15 protein-coding genes are annotated in these 17,226 nt (G+C 56.0%); 6 read left to right on the forward strand and 9 right to left on the reverse strand.

Annotation, left to right across the window (positions count from 1 at the left end):
* Positions 1 to 202: 202 nt before the first annotated feature.
* Together Y71_RS12740 and Y71_RS12745 are read right to left on the reverse strand one after the other, a co-directional pair.
* On the reverse strand, positions 203 to 2,500 hold the full coding sequence (locus Y71_RS12740; protein WP_007372012.1) for an FdhF/YdeP family oxidoreductase: 2,298 nt from the start codon (positions 2,498 to 2,500) through the stop codon (positions 203 to 205).
* A gap of 142 nt (positions 2,501 to 2,642) precedes the next feature.
* Positions 2,643 to 3,566 carry a LysR substrate-binding domain-containing protein gene (locus tag Y71_RS12745; protein WP_007372013.1) on the reverse strand — a complete coding sequence of 308 codons (924 nt, stop codon included), beginning with the start codon at positions 3,564 to 3,566 and terminating at the stop codon, positions 2,643 to 2,645.
* A 300-nt stretch (positions 3,567 to 3,866) separates the two neighbouring features.
* Here Y71_RS12745 and hglS point away from each other — a divergent pair, with 300 nt between their 5' ends.
* Both hglS and Y71_RS12755 read left to right on the forward strand, forming a co-directional pair.
* On the forward strand, positions 3,867 to 5,210 hold the full coding sequence (hglS, locus tag Y71_RS12750) for a 2-oxoadipate dioxygenase/decarboxylase HglS (protein ID WP_007372014.1): 1,344 nt from the start codon (positions 3,867 to 3,869) through the stop codon (positions 5,208 to 5,210).
* Positions 5,211 to 5,255: 45 nt separating this feature from the next.
* Entirely contained in the window at positions 5,256 to 6,764 is a 1,509-nt protein-coding gene (locus tag Y71_RS12755) for a carboxylesterase/lipase family protein (RefSeq protein ID WP_007372015.1), read from the forward strand.
* Here Y71_RS12755 and Y71_RS12760 read toward each other — a convergent pair.
* Positions 6,751 to 7,602, reverse strand: a complete 852-nt coding sequence (locus Y71_RS12760) for a LysR family transcriptional regulator (protein WP_007372016.1) — start codon at positions 7,600 to 7,602, stop codon at positions 6,751 to 6,753. The two genes, Y71_RS12755 and Y71_RS12760, sit on opposite strands and share 14 nt — an antisense overlap.
* A gap of 111 nt (positions 7,603 to 7,713) precedes the next feature.
* Between Y71_RS12760 and Y71_RS12765 the strand changes: the two genes are divergently transcribed.
* From Y71_RS12765 to rimL, 4 genes are all read left to right on the forward strand, one after another.
* Positions 7,714 to 8,883 (forward strand): pyridoxal phosphate-dependent aminotransferase, encoded by a 1,170-nt coding sequence (locus Y71_RS12765; RefSeq protein ID WP_035942261.1) that lies wholly within the window; start codon positions 7,714 to 7,716, stop codon positions 8,881 to 8,883.
* A 12-nt stretch (positions 8,884 to 8,895) separates the two neighbouring features.
* On the forward strand, positions 8,896 to 9,675 hold the full coding sequence (locus tag Y71_RS12770; RefSeq protein ID WP_007372018.1) for a transporter substrate-binding domain-containing protein: 780 nt from the start codon (positions 8,896 to 8,898) through the stop codon (positions 9,673 to 9,675).
* A 269-nt stretch (positions 9,676 to 9,944) separates the two neighbouring features.
* Positions 9,945 to 11,600, forward strand: a complete 1,656-nt coding sequence (locus Y71_RS12775) for a glucan biosynthesis protein D (RefSeq protein ID WP_035885595.1) — start codon at positions 9,945 to 9,947, stop codon at positions 11,598 to 11,600.
* A gap of 45 nt (positions 11,601 to 11,645) precedes the next feature.
* A complete protein-coding gene (gene rimL / locus Y71_RS12780) occupies positions 11,646 to 12,203 on the forward strand; it encodes a 50S ribosomal protein L7/L12-serine acetyltransferase (RefSeq protein WP_007372020.1) in 558 nt (185 codons plus the stop codon).
* Positions 12,204 to 12,241: 38 nt separating this feature from the next.
* Here the strand turns inward: rimL and Y71_RS12785 are convergent, their stop codons facing one another.
* The 6 genes from Y71_RS12785 to Y71_RS12805 all read right to left on the reverse strand — a co-directional run bounded on the left by Y71_RS12785 (position 12,242) and on the right by Y71_RS12805 (position 17,125).
* Complete coding sequence (locus Y71_RS12785; RefSeq protein ID WP_007372021.1) at positions 12,242 to 12,988, reverse strand: anti-sigma factor family protein; 747 nt, start codon at positions 12,986 to 12,988, stop codon at positions 12,242 to 12,244.
* Entirely contained in the window at positions 12,985 to 13,491 is a 507-nt protein-coding gene (locus Y71_RS12790; protein ID WP_007372022.1) for an RNA polymerase sigma factor, read from the reverse strand. Before Y71_RS12790 ends, Y71_RS12785 begins: the two co-directional genes overlap by 4 nt.
* Before the next feature lie 9 nt (positions 13,492 to 13,500).
* Positions 13,501 to 14,040: a cytochrome b gene (locus tag Y71_RS12795; protein WP_007372023.1), complete on the reverse strand. Its 540-nt coding sequence runs from the start codon at positions 14,038 to 14,040 to the stop codon at positions 13,501 to 13,503.
* Positions 14,040 to 15,092, reverse strand: a complete 1,053-nt coding sequence (locus Y71_RS12800; protein WP_007372024.1) for a catalase family peroxidase — start codon at positions 15,090 to 15,092, stop codon at positions 14,040 to 14,042. The genes Y71_RS12795 and Y71_RS12800 overlap by 1 nt, the downstream gene beginning before the upstream one ends.
* A gap of 106 nt (positions 15,093 to 15,198) precedes the next feature.
* Entirely contained in the window at positions 15,199 to 15,357 is a 159-nt protein-coding gene (locus tag Y71_RS30385) for a hypothetical protein (protein ID WP_007372025.1), read from the reverse strand.
* Positions 15,358 to 15,502: 145 nt separating this feature from the next.
* A complete protein-coding gene (locus Y71_RS12805; protein ID WP_007372026.1) occupies positions 15,503 to 17,125 on the reverse strand; it encodes a glycoside hydrolase family 19 protein in 1,623 nt (540 codons plus the stop codon).
* Positions 17,126 to 17,226 lie beyond the last annotated feature (101 nt).

Genomic DNA, 17,226 nt, shown 5'->3' on the forward strand with positions numbered 1-17,226 from the left:
ACCAAATGGATAATTTTTATAGGGGTATTGTTATGAATGAAGGTTAAATTACTTTCTTTGTCACAAAACGAAGCACCATTGTAAACATAAATGAACCATATGGTGAATCGAAAGTATGATGATTCTGTTAAATTATTATTCGAAGTTGTTAAAATCCGGCGCGGGTAATGAGCAAAAAGCCCGCAAAATGCGGGCTGGAAGGTCAGGCTATACGCAGGGTTGCGCGCGTTTGCGCCGCAGTGACGCTCACGGGGATCGATTTTGAGGTGGGTGTCCCGGTGCCGTCGCCAAAGCGGGTCAAAGGAACCAGCGGGTTCGTCTCCGGGTAGTAAGCTGCAAGGTTACCGCGCGGGATATCGTAGGCGACGAGGCGGAAATCCTCCACGCGGCGAACCACGCCATCCGTGGCCTGGGTTTCAATATCGACGCGATCGCCATCGCTCAGGCCGAGCGCAGCAATATCGGCCGGGTGCATAAACAGCACATCGCGCTGGCCATAAACCCCGCGATAACGATCGTCGAGGCCATAAATCGTGGTGTTGTACTGATCGTGCGAGCGTAACGTCTGCAACACAAACGGCGCGGTGATTTCCGGGCAGACCGCGTCAGGCAGCGCCGCAGCGCTGAATTCCGCTTTCGCGGATGGCGTATTGAAACGCAGCTCCGCCGCCGCATTGCCCAGCCAGAAACCACCGGGTTCGTCGCAACGGGCATTGAAATTCTGAAAGCCAGGGATCGTGGCGGCAATATGGTCGCGAATCAGGTTGTAATCGGCGGCCAGCGCCAGCCAGTCGAGTTGCGCTGTGCCTAAGGTCGCATGGGCAATCCCGGCGACAATCGCTGTTTCCGAGCGCTGCGTTGCCGCCAGCGGTTTGCCGATCCCTTCGGAAGCATGCACCATGCTGAAGGAGTCTTCGACAGTGACAAACTGGCGGCCTGAGGCCTGAACATCCTCTTCGGTGCGGCCCAGCGTTGGCAGAATAAGCGACTGTTTACCCGGCATTAAATGGCTGCGGTTGAGTTTGGTGCTGATATAGACCGTTAGCCCGCAGCGGCGCAGCGCTTCGCAGGTCAGCGGCGTGTCCGGCGCGGCGGCGGCAAGATTACCACCCAGCGCAAGCAACACTTTCACTTCATCGCGCAGCATCGCCTGAATAGCTTCAACTGTATGGTGACCGTGCTCACGCGGCGGTTCGAAATGGAAGTGGCGGGCAAGGCTGTCGAGCAGTGCCTGCGGCGGTTTTTCATCGATCCCCATCGTGCGGTTGCCCTGCACATTGCTGTGACCACGCACCGGACACAGCCCGGCTCCCGGTTTACCCAGATGGCCGCCGAGCAGTTGCAGGTTAGTAATTTCCCGCACCGTATCCAGCGAATGTTTGTGCTGGGTAATGCCCATCGCCCAGGTGCAGATCACCCGTTCTGCGGTCTGCCATATTGCCGCCGCATCACGCAACTGCTGCTGGCTGAGGCCAGATTGCTGCTCAATGATTTGCCAGTCGGTGGCATCAATTTGCGCAAACCACGCCTCAATGCCCTGAGTGTGCTCAGTAATAAAATCATCCGCGAAGATGCTGCTTTCGCCGTTAGCAAGGCGCTGACGCTGGGTTTCCAGCAACGCTTTGGCGATCCCGCGTACCGCTGCCATATCACCGCCGAGATTCGGCTGATAGTAGGAAGAGCTGATGGTTCCCGCCATTGGCGTGATCACTTCCAGCGGTTTTTGCGGATCGGCAAAACGCTCAAGGCCACGTTCGCGCAGGGTGTTAAAGGTGACAATTCGCGCGCCGCGATCGGCGGCGTGACGCAGGCTGTGCAGCATGCGTGGATGGTTGGTGCCGGGGTTTTGTCCGAAGACAAAAATGGCGTCCGCTTTATCAAAATCAACCAGATGAATGGTGCCTTTACCGACGCCAATGCTACGTTTTAGCCCGGCGCCGCTGGCTTCATGGCACATATTGGAGCAATCCGGGAAGTTGTTGGTACCGACCATGCGGCCAAACAACTGATACAGGTAAGAGGCTTCATTACTGGCGCGCCCGGAGGTGTACAACTCAAGCTGGTTGGGATTATCCAGCGCCCGGATATGTTCGCCGATCATCGCCAGCGCATCGTCCCAGCTAATCGGTTCGTAGTGGTCGGTTTGCGGGTTATAGCGCAGCGGTTCGGTCAGGCGCCCCTGATATTCAAGAAAGTAGTCACTCTGGCGGTTCAGGGCGCTGACGCTGTGTTGCGCAAAAAACGTGGCGTCGATCTGGCGGCGGGTAGCTTCCCAGGTGACCGCTTTCGCGCCGTTTTCGCAGAAACTGAAGGTACTTTTATTATCATCGCCCCAGGCGCAACCAGGGCAGTCGAAGCCCCGAGCTTTGTTCATGCGCAACAGGTTGCGCATATTTTTGAGGGCATTTTTGCTGTCAATGACGAAGCGCGTGGTGGCTTCCAGAGAGCCCAGACCACCGGCAGCGGCGTGGTAGGGTTTAATCGCTGTTTTAAATTTCATTGGTTCTTCCGGATGCGGGTTGTTACAGCGTTATCCTGGCTCGTGTAACAACAACCCTTAATCAACAACCACTTTTTATCACACAATTAACGAGATGTTTACCATTTGCGCAACAAGAAGAACCGAATGAAGTGCCGGGAGGTTAACCCGGCATGATTTTGCGGATTGCGCTGATAAGCGAATGCGCAGCAGGCGGCAGCGGCGTATCGACACGCGTGATAATGCCAACCGGATCGCCGATTCCCAGCGGCGGAATCGGCAGGGCGACCAGCGAGCCGAGACGTAAATCATCTTTTACCGCGCCCGACGGCACAAACCAGACATAGTCAAAACCGACGGTTAACTGGCGCGACAGCGAGGCAGAGAGCGTCTCGATACAGCCAGCGGGCAGTTTGCAATTCTGGCTGGCCAGCAGTTCTTCTGCGCTATCACGCGGAGGGGTGCCTTCCGGCAGCACCACCACCGGCCACTCCAGCACGCGGCTTAAGGTCACGGTACTTTGCAGCAGGGGATGCTTTGGACGCACCACCAGTTTCAGTGATTCCAGAAACAGCAGTTCGTAATTAAGGCCGCTCATCAGCTCCGGGTCTGACATCCGGCCAATGCCCAGATCGAGTTCACCGGACTTCAGCCCGGCCAGCAGCATCGGATTATGGGCAGTAGCGACCTGGATCTTAAGATCCGGTTGTTGTTTATGGAGCTGGCCAATCACCGCCGGCAAAATACCCAGCGCGGCAGTCGGCAGGGCGCCAATGCGGATCAGATCGCTTTTCTGTTCCGCCTTATGATCCAGCGACTGCCCGGCAATATTGACGGCATCCAGCACCCGTACCGCGTGCGTCAGAAACTGCTCGCCGACATGCGTCAACTGCGCGCCGAGACGACCACGTTCGAACAGACGCTTGCCGGTCAGTTGTTCCAGTTCATTCAGGGTTTTCGACAGCGCAGGCTGACTTAAATTGAGGGTTTCAGCCGCTCTCCCCAGAGTTCCTTGTTGAGCAACGGCCACGAAGGTATGTAAATGGCGCAGGCGAATGCGCTGTGAAAAGAGACCATTTTTTTCCATAAGATGATGTTAAAAACTAAGCGGCTTCGGTGACAAGTAAAGTTGTTTATTTTTGATAACTTGATTGCAAAGTATTCTTAACATCTAATCTATTTGAGTCACAAACAGATTTTCCGCGCAGTGTGACGAAACCTGCAACTTTGTATGGGTTTCTCCGGCGGTTTCCATAATCTTTCGTTATGTTTTTTTGCGCTTCAGCGGCATCCGTTTCCTGCCACGATCACACTTTGTAAATTTCCCATCACGCGCGTGAATGTGCTTCCTACACTCCAGAAGAGAGCACACAGGAAGGAAAATGAAATGGGTTACAACATCACGGCCGATGAGATACGCGAACAATTTTCACAGGCCATGTCGGCAATGTACCAGCAGGAAGTTCCGCAATACGGCACGCTGCTGGAGCTGGTTGCTGATGTGAACCTCGCCGTTCTGGAACACAATCCCCGGTTACATGAACAACTGGCCAATGCGGATGAGCTGGCACGGCTTAATGTTGAGCGCCATGGCGCGATCCGGGTGGGCACTGCGGAAGAGTTATCCTGGCTGCGGCGGATGTTTGCCGTTATGGGGATGTACCCGGTGAGCTATTACGACCTGTCGCAGGCGGGCGTACCGGTACACTCTACCGCGTTTCGTCCGGTGGATGACGCCGCGCTGGCGCGCAATCCGTTTCGCATTTTTACTTCGCTGCTGCGGCTGGAGTTGATAGAGAACGAGTCGTTGCGCAACAAAGCGGCGGCGATCCTGGCGAAGCGCGATATCTTTACGCCGGCTTGTCGCCAGTTGATTGAACTGCATGAGCTGAACGGCGGTTTTACCGCGCCGCAGGCCGACGCTTTTGTGCAGGAGGCGCTGGAGACATTCCGCTGGCATCGTCATGCCACGGTTGATGAGCAAACGTACCAGGCTCTGCACAACGAGCACCGGCTGATTGCCGATGTGGTCTGTTTCCCAGGCTGCCATATCAATCACTTAACGCCGCGAACGCTGGATATCGATCGTGTGCAGGCGCTGATGCCGAAATACGGAATCGAGCCGAAGATCCTTATCGAAGGGCCGCCGCGCCGCGATGTGCCGATTTTACTGCGTCAGACCAGTTTCAAAGCGCTGGATGAACCGGTGCTGTTCAACGGTGAACATCAGGGAACGCATACCGCGCGCTTCGGTGAAATCGAGCAGCGCGGCGTGGCGCTGACGCCAAAAGGGCGGGCGCTGTACGATCAGTTATTGGCAGAGGCGGGCACTGGTAAAGACAATCTCACGCACCAGTTGCATTTACAGGACGTGTTCAAAGCCTTCCCGGACAGCGAAATGCTGTTGCGTAAGCAGGAGCTGGCGTGGTTCCGCTACCGGCTGACGCCTACCGGCGAAGCGCATCGCCAGGCGATCCGCCCCGGCGACGATCCGCAACCGCTGATCGAACGCGGCTGGGTAGTGGCGCAGCCCATCACCTACGAAGATTTTCTGCCGGTCAGCGCAGCGGGGATCTTCCAGTCCAACCTTGGCAATGAAACCCAGGCGCGCAGCCACGGCAACGCCAGCAAAGCGCAGTTTGAAGCGGCGCTCGGTTGCCCGGTACTCGACGAATTTACTCTTTATCAGGAGGCATCCGAGCGCAGCAAACGACGTTGCGGTCTGCTGTAAAACAGGTAATCTGCCAGAAATCAGTTATTTCCGGATGATGTTGTTATGGAGAATCCTTCCGCGCCGCTGGCGCACACCCGCCACGGCAGCGTGCTGGGCTGTCGCGAAGCGGCCTTTGATGTCTGGCGCGGTATTCCGTTTGCCGCGCCGCCCGTTGGCCCGCTGCGCTGGCGCGCGCCGCAGCCGGTGGAACCCTGGCAAGGGGTGCGCATCGCCGACCGTTTTTCTGCCGCCAGTTGGCAAAACAGCGAGTCTTGTCAGCAGATTGGCGGTGGCGATCCGGGACAGTTCTCTGAAGATTGCCTCTACCTTAACGTCTGGTCGCCCACCGAACGCGAAAAACCGCTGCCGGTGATGGTCTGGCTGCACGGCGGCGGGTTTACCATTGGCTCCGGCGGGCTACCGCCCTACGATGGCAAAGCGCTGGCCGCGCGCGGCGTGGTGCTGGTGACGCTCAATTATCGGCTCGGCCATCTCGGCTTTTTCGCCCATCCGGCGCTGGAAGCCGAAGAGGGCGAACGCGTATATAACTTCGGCTTGCTCGATCAAATCGCCGCCTTGCACTGGGTGCAGGAGAACATTGCCGCGTTTGGTGGCGATGCGGAAAACGTTACGCTGTTTGGCGAATCTGCCGGGGCGCGCAGCGTGATGGCGCTGATGGCTTCTCCACTGGCAAAAGGGCTGTTTCATAAAGGCATTATTCAGAGCAGCTATACCTTGCCGGATACGCCGCGGGAAGCGGCACTGGCAAAAGGCGAAGCGATTGCTGCGCACTTTGGCCTGACAAACGCCAGCGCAGAGCAATTGCGGGCGATCCCGGCCGATGCGTTCTGGCCGCTGGTTGCACCGCTGAAAATTGCCCCTGCGCCGATTGTCGGCGACGAGGTACTTCCGGAACCGATGCTCGATGTGTTTTTTGCCGCAAGGCAGCACCCGATGCCGGTGATTATTGGCTCGAACAGCGATGAAGCCAGCGTGATGGCGGAGTTTGGCGTCGATCTCGCCGGGCAGATCGAGAAAATGCGTCGCGAGCAGCGCCTTGGGTTAGGGCTGATTAAATTGCTTTATCCGGGTGTGAAGGGCGATGCCGAGCTGGGCCGCCAGGTGTGTCGCGATATGGCATTTACCACGCTCGGGCTGGTGGTGATGCAGGCGCAGCAGCGGGTGCGGCAACCCTGCTGGCGCTACTGGTTTGATTATGTTGCGGAAGCAGCGCATGACACTTACATCAACGGCGCGTGGCACGGTAACGAAGTGCCCTACGTATTCGACAATCTTATGCTTTCGGAGCCGTCGCGCAGCTACGTTAACCCGCGCGATCTGGCGTTTGCCGCGCATCTTGCCGATTACTGGGTGCAGTTTGCCCGCCATGCCAGCCGTCATTGTGAATCGCTTGCCGGCCCGGTGAACTGGCTGGCCTGCGTGCGCGGGCGCGACAGACTGCTGCGCATCGGACTGAATAAACATGCAGGATTTCGCCTGGTTAATCGCTTTATGCGCACGCGTCTGAGCTTCTTTCGCCGGGTGATGCGCCACCACGTTAAGCTGGATTAGCCGCCAGCAAGCCCTCACGAAACGCCGCCAGCCCGTCGGCTTTATTGGCCGACTGGCGCAGGACCAGCCGGTAGCTGGCGCCGGTCTTGATACTCAGCGCAAACGGCCGCTGAAGCCGCCCGGCGCGGATATCTTCAGCCACGACTGTCTCGTCGGCAATGGCCATCCCCAGCCCTTGGATAGCGGCGGTAATCGCCAGATCCATGGTGTCGAAGTGTTGATTTTTCCTCATGGCCGGCTGGAAATCCTGCTGCCTGGCCAGCCACAGCGACCAGTCGGTTTTATCCCGCGTCGGATGCAGTAGCGTTGCTTTCTCCAGCGGCGTTTTTGCGGCCAGCGCGCTGTTTAGTACCGGCGTCAGCGCCTCTTCAAACAGCAAATCCCCGGCGCTTAAATGCGTGCCGAACACAATTGCTGCGTCATAAGGTTCTGTTTTGAAATTGATGGTGTGATCGGTGGTGGTGGTGAGCGAAATCTGCAACTCCGGGTAGCGCTGCTCAATGTGCAACAGCTTCGGCACCAGCCAGCGAATGGCGCAGGTTGGCGCTTTCAGTCGCACCACCGTCTGCTGCGCGCGCGCCTGGTCGGCAACAATCAACAAGTGTTCAAACGCGCTGCGCAGTTCCGGCAATAGGGCGCTGCCCTGCGGGGATAAGCGCAGCCCGCGCGCGTGGCGCTCAAACAACGGAAAACCAAACCAGCTTTCCAGCGCGGCGATCTTGCGGCTGACCGCACCCTGCGTCAGGCATAACTCGCGCGCAGCGTGCGTCAAATTGAGATGACGGGCGGTGACCAGAAAGGCGTCAATGGCATTCAGCGGCAGGGTTCGGTGTGACATGGCAACTCCAGCTATGCGTTTTTATCATGGCTATTATGACAACAATTCGATTGTCGCGACAGCGTGCTTTTGGTTTGAATGCTTATGCACTTTTTAGCGAAAGGATGAACAATGACTTTGCGCACGCCGGTGAGAACCCGTTCCAAATTACCTGATGTCGGTACCACCATTTTTACCGTGATTGGCCAGCTTTCCGCCGAGCACAACGCGATTAACCTCTCTCAGGGCGCGCCCAATTTCCCCTGCGATCCGCAACTGGTTGCCGGTGTTACCCGCGCCATGCAGGAGAATCACAACCAGTACGCACCGATGACCGGGCTGCGTTCGCTGAAAGAGCGTATTGCGCAGAAAATTGCCGATCTCTACCGCACGCATTACGACGTCGATAGCGAAGTGCTGATCACCGCCAGCGCCAGCCAGGGTTTGTACTCCGCGATTAGCGGGCTGGTGCATCCTGGCGATGAAGTGATCTACTTTGAACCGTCGTTTGACAGCTATGCGCCGATTGTTCGTTTGCAGGGTGCCACACCGATTGCCATTAAGCTGACGGTGCCGGATTTCGCCGTTAACTGGGATGAAGTGCGGGCAGCGATTACGCCGCGTACGCGGATGATCATCGTTAACACGCCGCACAACCCCAGCGGGCAGGTCTTCTCCCGCGCTGACCTCGATCAACTGGCCGCCTTAACCCGCAATACGGATATTGTGATCCTCTCGGATGAGGTGTACGAGCACGTCGTATTTGACGGTGAACCGCATCACGGCATGGCGACGCACCCGCAGCTGGCGGAGCGCAGCGTGATCGTCTCTTCTTTCGGGAAGACCTATCATGTTACCGGCTGGCGCGTCGGCTATTGCGTTGCTCCCGCCGAATTGATGGATGAAATCTGCAAGGTACATCAATTTTTGATGTTCTCTGCCGATACCCCGATGCAGTACGCGTTTGCCGAGCAGATGCGCGATCCGCAAGGCTGGCTGATGCTGTCGTCGTTTTATCAGCGCAAGCGCGATCTGCTGCAAACGCTGCTGGTTGATTCGCCGTTCCGCCTGTTACCCAGCGCGGGTTCTTTCTTCCTGTTAGCGGATTACAGTGCGTTCAGCGATGAGAGCGACAGCGAGATGGTCAAACGCCTGATTACTGAGTACGGTGTTGCGACCATACCGCTGTCGGCGTTTTATACAGACGGGACAGATAACAAACTCATTCGCCTCTCTTTTGCCAAAGATGAGGCCACATTAAGAGCAGGCGCGCAGGCCCTGTGTCGTGTTAAGCCACGCTAAGGAGCGTTAATAATGAAACTAAAAGCACTCTGTCTGGGTATGGGTTTGCTCTGCTCACTCTCTTCATTCGCGGCAACGGAACTGCGCTATGGCGTTGAGGCGGAATATCCGCCGTTCGAAAGCCGCAATGCCGCAGGCGAGCTGGAAGGGTTTGATATCGAGTTGGGCAACGCCATCTGTAAAGCCGCACAACTGAAATGCAGCTGGGTGGAAACCTCGTTTGATGCGCTGATCCCAGGGCTGACGGCGAAAAAATTTGATGCCATTAACTCGGCGATGAACATCACCGAACAACGGCGTAAAAGCATCGATTTCACACAGCCAATCTACCGTATTCCTTCACAACTGGTCGGTAAAAGCGGCGACGGGATGGAAGCCACTGCGGAAGGGCTGAAAGGGAAAACCATCGGCGTGTTGCAGGGTTCTATTCAGGAAACCTACGCCAAAGAGCACTGGGAAAAGCACGGTGTCACGGTGGTGTCGTATAAAGATCAGAACATGGCGTGGGGAGATTTGCTGAACGGCCGTATCGACGCCTCACTGGTGATGTCGGCGGCGGGGCAGGCAGGTTTCCTCAGCAAGCCGCAAGGGAAAGGGTTTGGCTTTATTGGCAAACCGGTATCGGACGATACGATCCTCGGTAGCGGCATCGGTTTTGGGCTGCGCAAAGGTGACGATGCGACAAAAAAACAGCTTGATGCCGCCATTGATAAAGTCCGCGCTGACGGCACCATCAAAAGTCTGGCGGAAAAGTACTTCCCCGGTATTGATGTTAGCGTAAGCGCACAATAACGATTCACTACTCTGGCCCCTGCCGCCTGATGTCCGGCAGGGGCTTTTTTCTTTCTGTGTAATTCCAGCGTTATACCTCACTTCATATTATTTTCAGCCTGATCTCATCGACAGGAAATATTTTCGGTTTTGAGTAAATTCTCAACTGCCAACAATTGGATTCTCAATGAATTTTGTCTAGAGTGTGCGTTCAATAAAGAAATGCTTTTGTCGCTATTTCGCACAATTGCGAAATGCCATTCTACGACCAGAAGGACGTGTTACCAGGCATGAACCGCAGACGATTTATTCAGGCATCCATGGCCCTTGCAGCCACCTACGGCACCACCGGTGTTGCATCTCTTTTCTCCCGCGCGGCGTTTGCGGCGGAGACGGATATTGCCGATGGGCAGAGCCGCCGTTTTGACTTCTCTGTGCTGCAATCAATGGCGCACGATCTGTCGGAACAGCCGTGGGGCGGTGCGCCGAAAGCATTGCCGAATACGCTGGCAAACCTGACGCCGCAGGCTTACAACAGCATCCAGTATGATGCGCAGCATTCGCTGTGGAATAACGTCGAAGGGCGTCAACTGGATGTGCAGTTCTTCCACGTCGGCATGGGTTTCCGCCGCCGCGTGCGCATGTTCTCGCTGGATCAGGAAACGCATCAGGCGCGTGAAATTCACTTCCGCCCGGAGCTGTTCAACTATCACGATGCGGGCGTGGATACCAAACAACTGGAAGGCCAGAGCGATCTCGGATTTGCCGGTTTTCGTGCCTTTAAAGCGCCGGAACTGGCGCGCCGCGATATCGTCTCGTTCCTCGGCGCGAGCTATTTCCGCGCGGTGGACAGCACTTTCCAGTATGGCCTTTCCGCGCGCGGCGTGGCCATTGACACCTTTACCGATCAGCCGGAAGAGTTCCCGGACTTTACCGCCTTCTGGTTCGAAACCGCGAAACCGTCTGATACCACGTTTACCGTCTATGCGCTGCTGGACAGCGCGAGCATCACCGGGGCTTACAAATTCGTGATCCACTGCGAAGAGAGCCAGGTGATCATGGATGTGGATAACCGTCTGTATGCGCGCAAAGACATCAAACAGCTCGGTATCGCGCCGATGACCAGTATGTTCAGCTGCGGCAACAATGAGCGTCGCGTATGCGACACTATTCATCCGCAAATTCATGACTCTGACCGTCTGGCAATGTGGCGTGGCAACGGTGAGTGGATCTGCCGCCCGCTGAATAACCCACAAAAACTGCAATTCAATGCTTTCCAGGATGAAAACCCGAAAGGCTTTGGCCTGTTGCAGTTGGATCGCGATTTCTCCCACTATCAGGATGTGATGGGCTGGTATAACAAACGCCCAAGTTTGTGGGTCGAGCCGCGCAATCGCTGGGGCAAAGGGGCGGTGAGCCTGATGGAGATCCCGACTACCGGCGAAACGCTGGATAACATTGTGTGCTTCTGGCAACCGGAAAAACCGGTGAAAGCGGGTGATGAGTTTGCTTTCCAGTATCGTCTGTACTGGAGTGCAATGCCGCCGGTCCGTTCACCGCTGGCACGTGTCTACGCGACCCGTACCGGGATGGGCGGCTTCCCGGAAGGCTGGGCGCCGGGCGAACATTATCCGGAGAAATGGGCGCGTCGCTTTGCTATTGATTTCGTCGGCGGCGATCTGAAAGCGGCCGCGCCGAAAGGCATTGAGCCGGTGATCACGCTCTCCAGCGGCGAAGCGAAACAGGTAGAAATCCTGTATGTGGAACCGTTCGACGGTTACCGCATTCTCTTCGACTGGTATCCGACCAATGATTCCACCGATCCGGTGGAGATGCGCATGTTCCTGCGCTGTCAGGGCGATGCCATCAGTGAAACCTGGCTGTATCAATATTTCCCGCCCGCGGCGGACAAGCGTAACTACGTTGACGACCGCGTGATGCGTTAATCTTCCTTCGCCCCCGTTTGGGGGCGAAAGTTTTCCGGAGGCGTAATGGCAACGGAACACCACTCAGATACCACCATTCCCGTTAACGACCGTATTACGCTGCAGGCCGCTGATGAGCGATTTGTGCATCAATTACACCAGTTGATCGTGAAAAATCGCGACGATTTGCAGCAGTTCCTCGACTGGCCGCAGTATGTGCGCACGGTGGAAGATACCCGTAAAACACTACAGAGCAATATGCTGCTGCATCAGCGTGGCTACGCGAAGATGTTTATGATCGTCGTTGATGAAGTTGTCACTGGCGTGCTGGCATTTAACGCCATCGAACCGCTCAACAAGACGGCCTATATCGGTTACTGGCTGGATAAAGCAGTTCAGGGGCAGGGGATTTTGTCGCAGGCGCTGCAGGCACTGATGGCGTTTTATGCTCGCCGGGGCGATGTGCGGCGCTTTGTTATCAAATGCCGGGTGGCGAATCACGCCAGTAATCAGGTGGCGAAACGGAATGGTTTTACACTGGAAGGCTGTCTGAAACAGGCGGAGTTTCTCAACGGCCACTATGACGACCAGAACATCTGGGCAAAAATTGTAGCGCGTAAATAGCGGCGCGTGTTGCGCCGCTCTCTTGCTACTTCACCTCGCTAGCTGGTCGCCTGCGAAACCGCTTTACGCAATCCATTGACGGCGGCGGAATTCATCGGTGTCACCAGCGCGTAGTTATAGTGTTCATCGCTCCAGTATTGCGCCATGACATCGTCTGCCTGACGTTCGCCGTGCGGTAATTTCACCGGGCTGAGCGGACGAATGTACCAGCCAACCCGCGTGCCGCTCGGCCCCTGATACATAATCAGCGCGGCTGGCCCTTGCGCGGTGGCAATCAATCGTCCGCCAACCAGCGTAAAGCCGTACTGCTCCAGGTTCGGCGGCTGATGACCGTTAATGAAATAGCGCGACACCCAGCGGGTTAGCTCCGTTTGCTGCGTGGCAACCACATCCATTGGTGTGACGGAGGTATTGTCAAACAGCTTATAAGCCTGTACCGCATCTTCCATCGGCTGATGCGTCATCAACATTTGCGACTCTTTCATCTGCCAGCCGGTGAAACCGCCGACGCTCAGCGCCAGCACCAGCGCGAATGCCGTCGCCAGTTTCCACTGGCGTTGCTGCCGCACCTGGCGACGAAAATAGTGCGGTTCGGGGCTTTCCAGTTGTACGTGTTGCTGTTGCATCGCCTGGCGCAACTGCTGCGCGTCGCGCCGCCATCCCGCGACTTGTGCAGCGGCCACCGGGTTTTGCGCCAGATAATGTTCAATCCGCTTTGAGGTCGCGTCATCGGTTTCGCCATCCATCCAGGCATGCAGATCGTGTTCATCAGGTGGCAGCGTCATTTCAGTCTCCTCAGCGGTAACGGTGTTACCTTACCTTCTAATTTCTCATGCAACATTTTGCGCGCCCGCGAAAGGCGGGACATTACGGTGCCGGTCGGAATATCCAGCGTGGCGGCCACCTCTTTATAGCTCAGCCCCTCAACGCTCACCAGCAGCAAAATGACGCGATACTCGGTGGGCAACGTGGCAAACAGCGCCAGCGTATCGTCGGCAATCGCCAGCGACTCCGACGAGTCGCTAAGTGTTTCCTCGCCGGTAAAAAAGCTGAGCAGCTTCATATAGCGTTTGCGTCGCCGCTCGCCGTCAATAAATTGCCGGTAGAGAATAGCAAACAGCCATGCGCGCAGGCTTTCCGTCCCGGTGTTATCCAGCCTGCGCGTCAATGCTTTCGTCAGGCAGCTTTGCACCAGATCCTCCGCGCTGTGCGGGTTGCGGGTCAGCCACAGGGCAAAACGTTGCAAATGTGGCATCACCTGACGAATTTCTTCATCGGTCAGTTGCATAAATAGCCTTTATCGCTTGCGGGTTCCGGACATACTTTCAAATACCCCGTCACGCAGTATTAACGCGTGTAATAAGGCGGCGGCCAGATGCAGCATCACCGTAACAAATAGCGCCAACGCGACCAAAGAATGTAGCGGGCGCAGGATCGCATACCAGTCATTATTTACCGGCAGAATGGGCGGTAAAACGAAGCCTGAACCTAATGATACAGGGTAGCCTGCCGCTGACAGCATTGCCCAGCCGATCAGCGGTTGCGCCAGCATCATCGCATAGAGCGCCCAGTGAGAGAGGTGCGCCATCGCGCGCTGCCAGGCGGGCAGTGAAGCCGGTAACGCTGGCGTGGCAGTATAAAACCGCAGCCACAAACGCACGACCACCAGGACAAGAATCATCATACCCAGCGGTTTATGAATCGACACCAGCAAACTGTGCAGTGACGAAATGGTCGAGACCATCAGCACGCCAATAAACAGCATGGCGATGATCGCCGCCGCCATCAGCCAGTGCAGGACGCGCAGCGCCGGGTGGAAATAAGCAACCTGTTTCATCAGTGAGCTCCTGTCTGTGCGGCTTGTTCACGGGTACGCGCGTTGTACGATTTGGCGTAGGCCGCCGAACGCGCATTCAGTAACGGATCGTCAGAGGCGGCGATGCCATCGGGCAGGATCAGCGGATCATAATTGATGTCATTGCACGGGCCTTGTTGCTGGGCAATAGCCTGGCTTAGCTCCAGTGTCCCGGCATTGATGGTCTGGCGATCGGCGGGCCAGACTTGCGATGCGCGGCTGCCATCATCGCCTTTCCCGGCTACGGTGATCAGCAGATCCCACTGTAATGGCCCTTGCGCCAGCCGCTGCTGGATATCCTTTTGCAGGAAATCGTTATCGTTTTTCTGCGCGGCGCCGATCGGCTGATAAGCGGTGTGCGGCACCACGCTCCAGCGCACCAGATGCGACGCGCCGGATTTGTCGATAAAGCGGAAGGCATTCAGGCTGTTAAAGCGATCGCTTGCCCAGCTTGAGGAGGGGACGTTCTGTTTTGCCCACGCCAGAAACGGCATAATCTCGGGGTTTTTCTGTACAAATGCTTTGAATTTTTCCGGGTTCGGTTTACCGGTTGCCGGATCCGGCAGCGAAGCGACTTGTAGCTCATAAAACTGTTCTACCGTCGAAACCGGGAAAAAAGGCATGGCATTCATTCCGGTGCGCCACTGTTCACCGTTTGTCAGTTGAAAAGCAAGCGCCAGGCTACGAACCGGCACGGCGTAATCCGGCGCGGAGGGATTTCCGCCAGCAATAGCAAAACGCCCGATCACCGGTGTTTCTCCCACAGCAAATACCGACGCCCGTGAAAGTGCGCTGGCATTGCCGTTAGAGATAAAACGCCCGATCACACAAATGCCTTTGGCATGATTGCGGCGAAACCCCGGATGTTCGCCACCGGCTTGTTGCAATACGCCGACCAGCTTGTCGGAGGTTAGCCGCTGAGGCGACAGCCAGCCGCCACCCCACAAAAAGAGTACGATCAATAGCAACGGAACCAGTGCAATGACGGCAAGGCGCGTGATTAACTGGCGTGGAGTAAAGGGAGTTTGGGTCATTTTTCGCTCATCCTGCTAACAATGAGCAGATAAGACGAACAGGCGGGTCGTTTATTCCCGCCTGGTGAAAAAAAAGTTCAGTCAGCGAAAAATTGCCAGAAAGGGGTTAAGTGTCCGGGTTCATGGCCTGAAAAATCTGCGCAAAAGTTCCCTCTTTTTCTGCCCGACGCCGGGGTTTATCGCGCTCAAGCAGGATCTCGCTGTCCGGATGCGCCTGCTGCTCAAGAAGCCGCATCACTTTATTGATATCGTCTGCCAGCGGCATGGTGCGCGGTACGAAGGCCAGAGGGTTGCCATCAATGTTGCCTGCTGCGGCTGCCTGATTAGGGGGAGTTGCGCCGCCGTTGTACGGATCTTGCAGCGGGCAAGAGAAGGGTGCCAGGCAGATTCAGCGCCTGGCACAGAGAGGATTATTTGATCACGATATCCGGGAAGCTGGCTTTAACACAGCGGGTGTAGTCGCCTTTGACCAACGCGCTGAAGTCATTTTCCTGCCAGTTAACCAGTTTACAGGCGTAGGATTTACCGCCCGGGTTGCTGGCGACATAGCTGTCATCTTTCACCCAGAACAGGTTTAGCGCCGCAGAGCCAGTTTCAGTGAACTGTTTCATACCTTTACAGCCCAGCACTTCATTTGCCGGTACCGGTACACCCAGTTGTTTGGCGAATTCCTGGTAGTAGCTGATGCGGTTTAACGACTGTGCAATCTCGGTGCTGCCGCCGCATTCAACACCACCGTTGATGATCTGCGTTGTCACGCCGAAACCCGGTACCAGACCGTTGGCTTTATCGGCATCGTTCGGCTGCCAGCTACCATCGATAACCGCCTGCATGCTCGGTTTTGGCGGCTGTGGTTGAACGTAGAAGAAAATAGCGCTCGCCAGGTTCAGCCAGGTATCGGCCACCAGCTGCGGCTGTTTCAGCAGAACATTGACGTCGCCGAACATTGCCTGGGAGAACTGACCATAGTTGAAGTTGTAGCTCAACTGTTTGGCGCCACGGCCAAAGTAGCTCAGCTTGTTGCCGTTGGCGTCCTTCGCACAAGGCCAGGCTTTGCCCTGCCAGGTTGTCGGATCGCAGGTTGCGCCGGTGTACTGATCGTAAGCGCTTTCGGACATACCCATTTCACGCACCCAGTGCAGACCCTGCTGCCACTGCGCCACATCGCTTTGCGCCGCGTGCTCACCGGTTTCCTGTACGAAGTGAGCGAACATGGTCGCCAGCGTTTTTTTACAGATGGCATCCGCATCTTTGCCATCGGTATGATCGGCGCAAAGAATCGGGAATTTACCCACCGCTTTCAGGAAGTTGTCGTAGGTATAAGCCGGGTCGCGATGCGGGAAGAAAAGCTCCCATTTTTCAGCGGTGATCAACTGCTCCACGCGTTTTACGTTCGCCGGGTTTGTGGCGGCACCCGGCTGAATTTTTTCAACCAGCGCGTTGTCCAGCGTCTGCAGCGCATCTTTTACCGCTACCAATTGCGGGAAATCGGTCAGTTGTGCTTTCTTCGCGTCCAGATCGGCCTGCGTGACTTCTAAACCCGCTTCCGGCGTACCGTTCAGCAGAGACCAGGCGCTTTCCCACGCCCAGCCCGTACCCGGCATGTAAACTTCCGAGCTGCTGCTGCACCAGTTGGCGACATTACAGACATAATCTTTACCTGCGTTATTGACGATATCGCCCTGGTGATAAGCGTGGCCGGCCTGGAAAGGAGGGTATTCAGACGGCGTCGGATCCGGCTGCGGTTCTGGATCCGGCTCAGGTTCAGGCTGTGGTTCTGGCTCTGGATCGGTGCCAGTGGATTCGCCAATTTTTTTCCAGACGTTTTCCCAGGTATTCTGCACGGACGGGTTCGGTTTTTCGCCCGGGTTGGCATACCATTGTGCTTCATAATCTATTTTATTATCGGTAACTTTTTCACCGCCCAGATAGGCTTTACTGATGTCATATTGCGGATAAGCAAATGCATTACAGGAAATAATAATTCCAGTAGCAATAAGCGATAACGCAAAATTTCCCTTAAAAAGATTCATTCGAATCACTCCATGATTTTGAAATGCCAACGGTTTTTAAAAAATAAAAATAAATAAAGGCAATGCGAAATGTCATCGTTTTTCCGCGACGGATTTCAGCA

The sequence above is a fragment of the Kosakonia radicincitans DSM 16656 genome, from assembly GCF_000280495.2.
GTDB classification, from domain to species: Bacteria; Pseudomonadota; Gammaproteobacteria; order Enterobacterales; family Enterobacteriaceae; genus Kosakonia; species Kosakonia radicincitans.

Coding starts and splice junctions, on each gene's coding strand:
- Y71_RS12765 (WP_035942261.1), top strand. CDS start 7,714: ATGACTTTGCGCACGCCGGTGAGAACCCGTTCCAAATTACCTGATGTC.
- Y71_RS12760 (WP_007372016.1), bottom strand. CDS start 7,602: ATGTCACACCGAACCCTGCCGCTGAATGCCATTGACGCCTTTCTGGTC.
- hglS (WP_007372014.1), top strand. CDS start 3,867: ATGGGTTACAACATCACGGCCGATGAGATACGCGAACAATTTTCACAG.
- Y71_RS12785 (WP_007372021.1), bottom strand. CDS start 12,988: ATGACGCTGCCACCTGATGAACACGATCTGCATGCCTGGATGGATGGC.
- Y71_RS12795 (WP_007372023.1), bottom strand. CDS start 14,040: ATGAAACAGGTTGCTTATTTCCACCCGGCGCTGCGCGTCCTGCACTGG.
- Y71_RS12800 (WP_007372024.1), bottom strand. CDS start 15,092: ATGACCCAAACTCCCTTTACTCCACGCCAGTTAATCACGCGCCTTGCC.
- Y71_RS12790 (WP_007372022.1), bottom strand. CDS start 13,491: ATGCAACTGACCGATGAAGAAATTCGTCAGGTGATGCCACATTTGCAA.
- Y71_RS30385 (WP_007372025.1), bottom strand. CDS start 15,357: ATGCCGCTGGCAGACGATATCAATAAAGTGATGCGGCTTCTTGAGCAG.
- Y71_RS12740 (WP_007372012.1), bottom strand. CDS start 2,500: ATGAAATTTAAAACAGCGATTAAACCCTACCACGCCGCTGCCGGTGGT.
- Y71_RS12755 (WP_007372015.1), top strand. CDS start 5,256: ATGGAGAATCCTTCCGCGCCGCTGGCGCACACCCGCCACGGCAGCGTG.
- rimL (WP_007372020.1), top strand. CDS start 11,646: ATGGCAACGGAACACCACTCAGATACCACCATTCCCGTTAACGACCGT.
- Y71_RS12805 (WP_007372026.1), bottom strand. CDS start 17,125: ATGAATCTTTTTAAGGGAAATTTTGCGTTATCGCTTATTGCTACTGGA.
- Y71_RS12770 (WP_007372018.1), top strand. CDS start 8,896: ATGAAACTAAAAGCACTCTGTCTGGGTATGGGTTTGCTCTGCTCACTC.
- Y71_RS12745 (WP_007372013.1), bottom strand. CDS start 3,566: ATGGAAAAAAATGGTCTCTTTTCACAGCGCATTCGCCTGCGCCATTTA.
- Y71_RS12775 (WP_035885595.1), top strand. CDS start 9,945: ATGAACCGCAGACGATTTATTCAGGCATCCATGGCCCTTGCAGCCACC.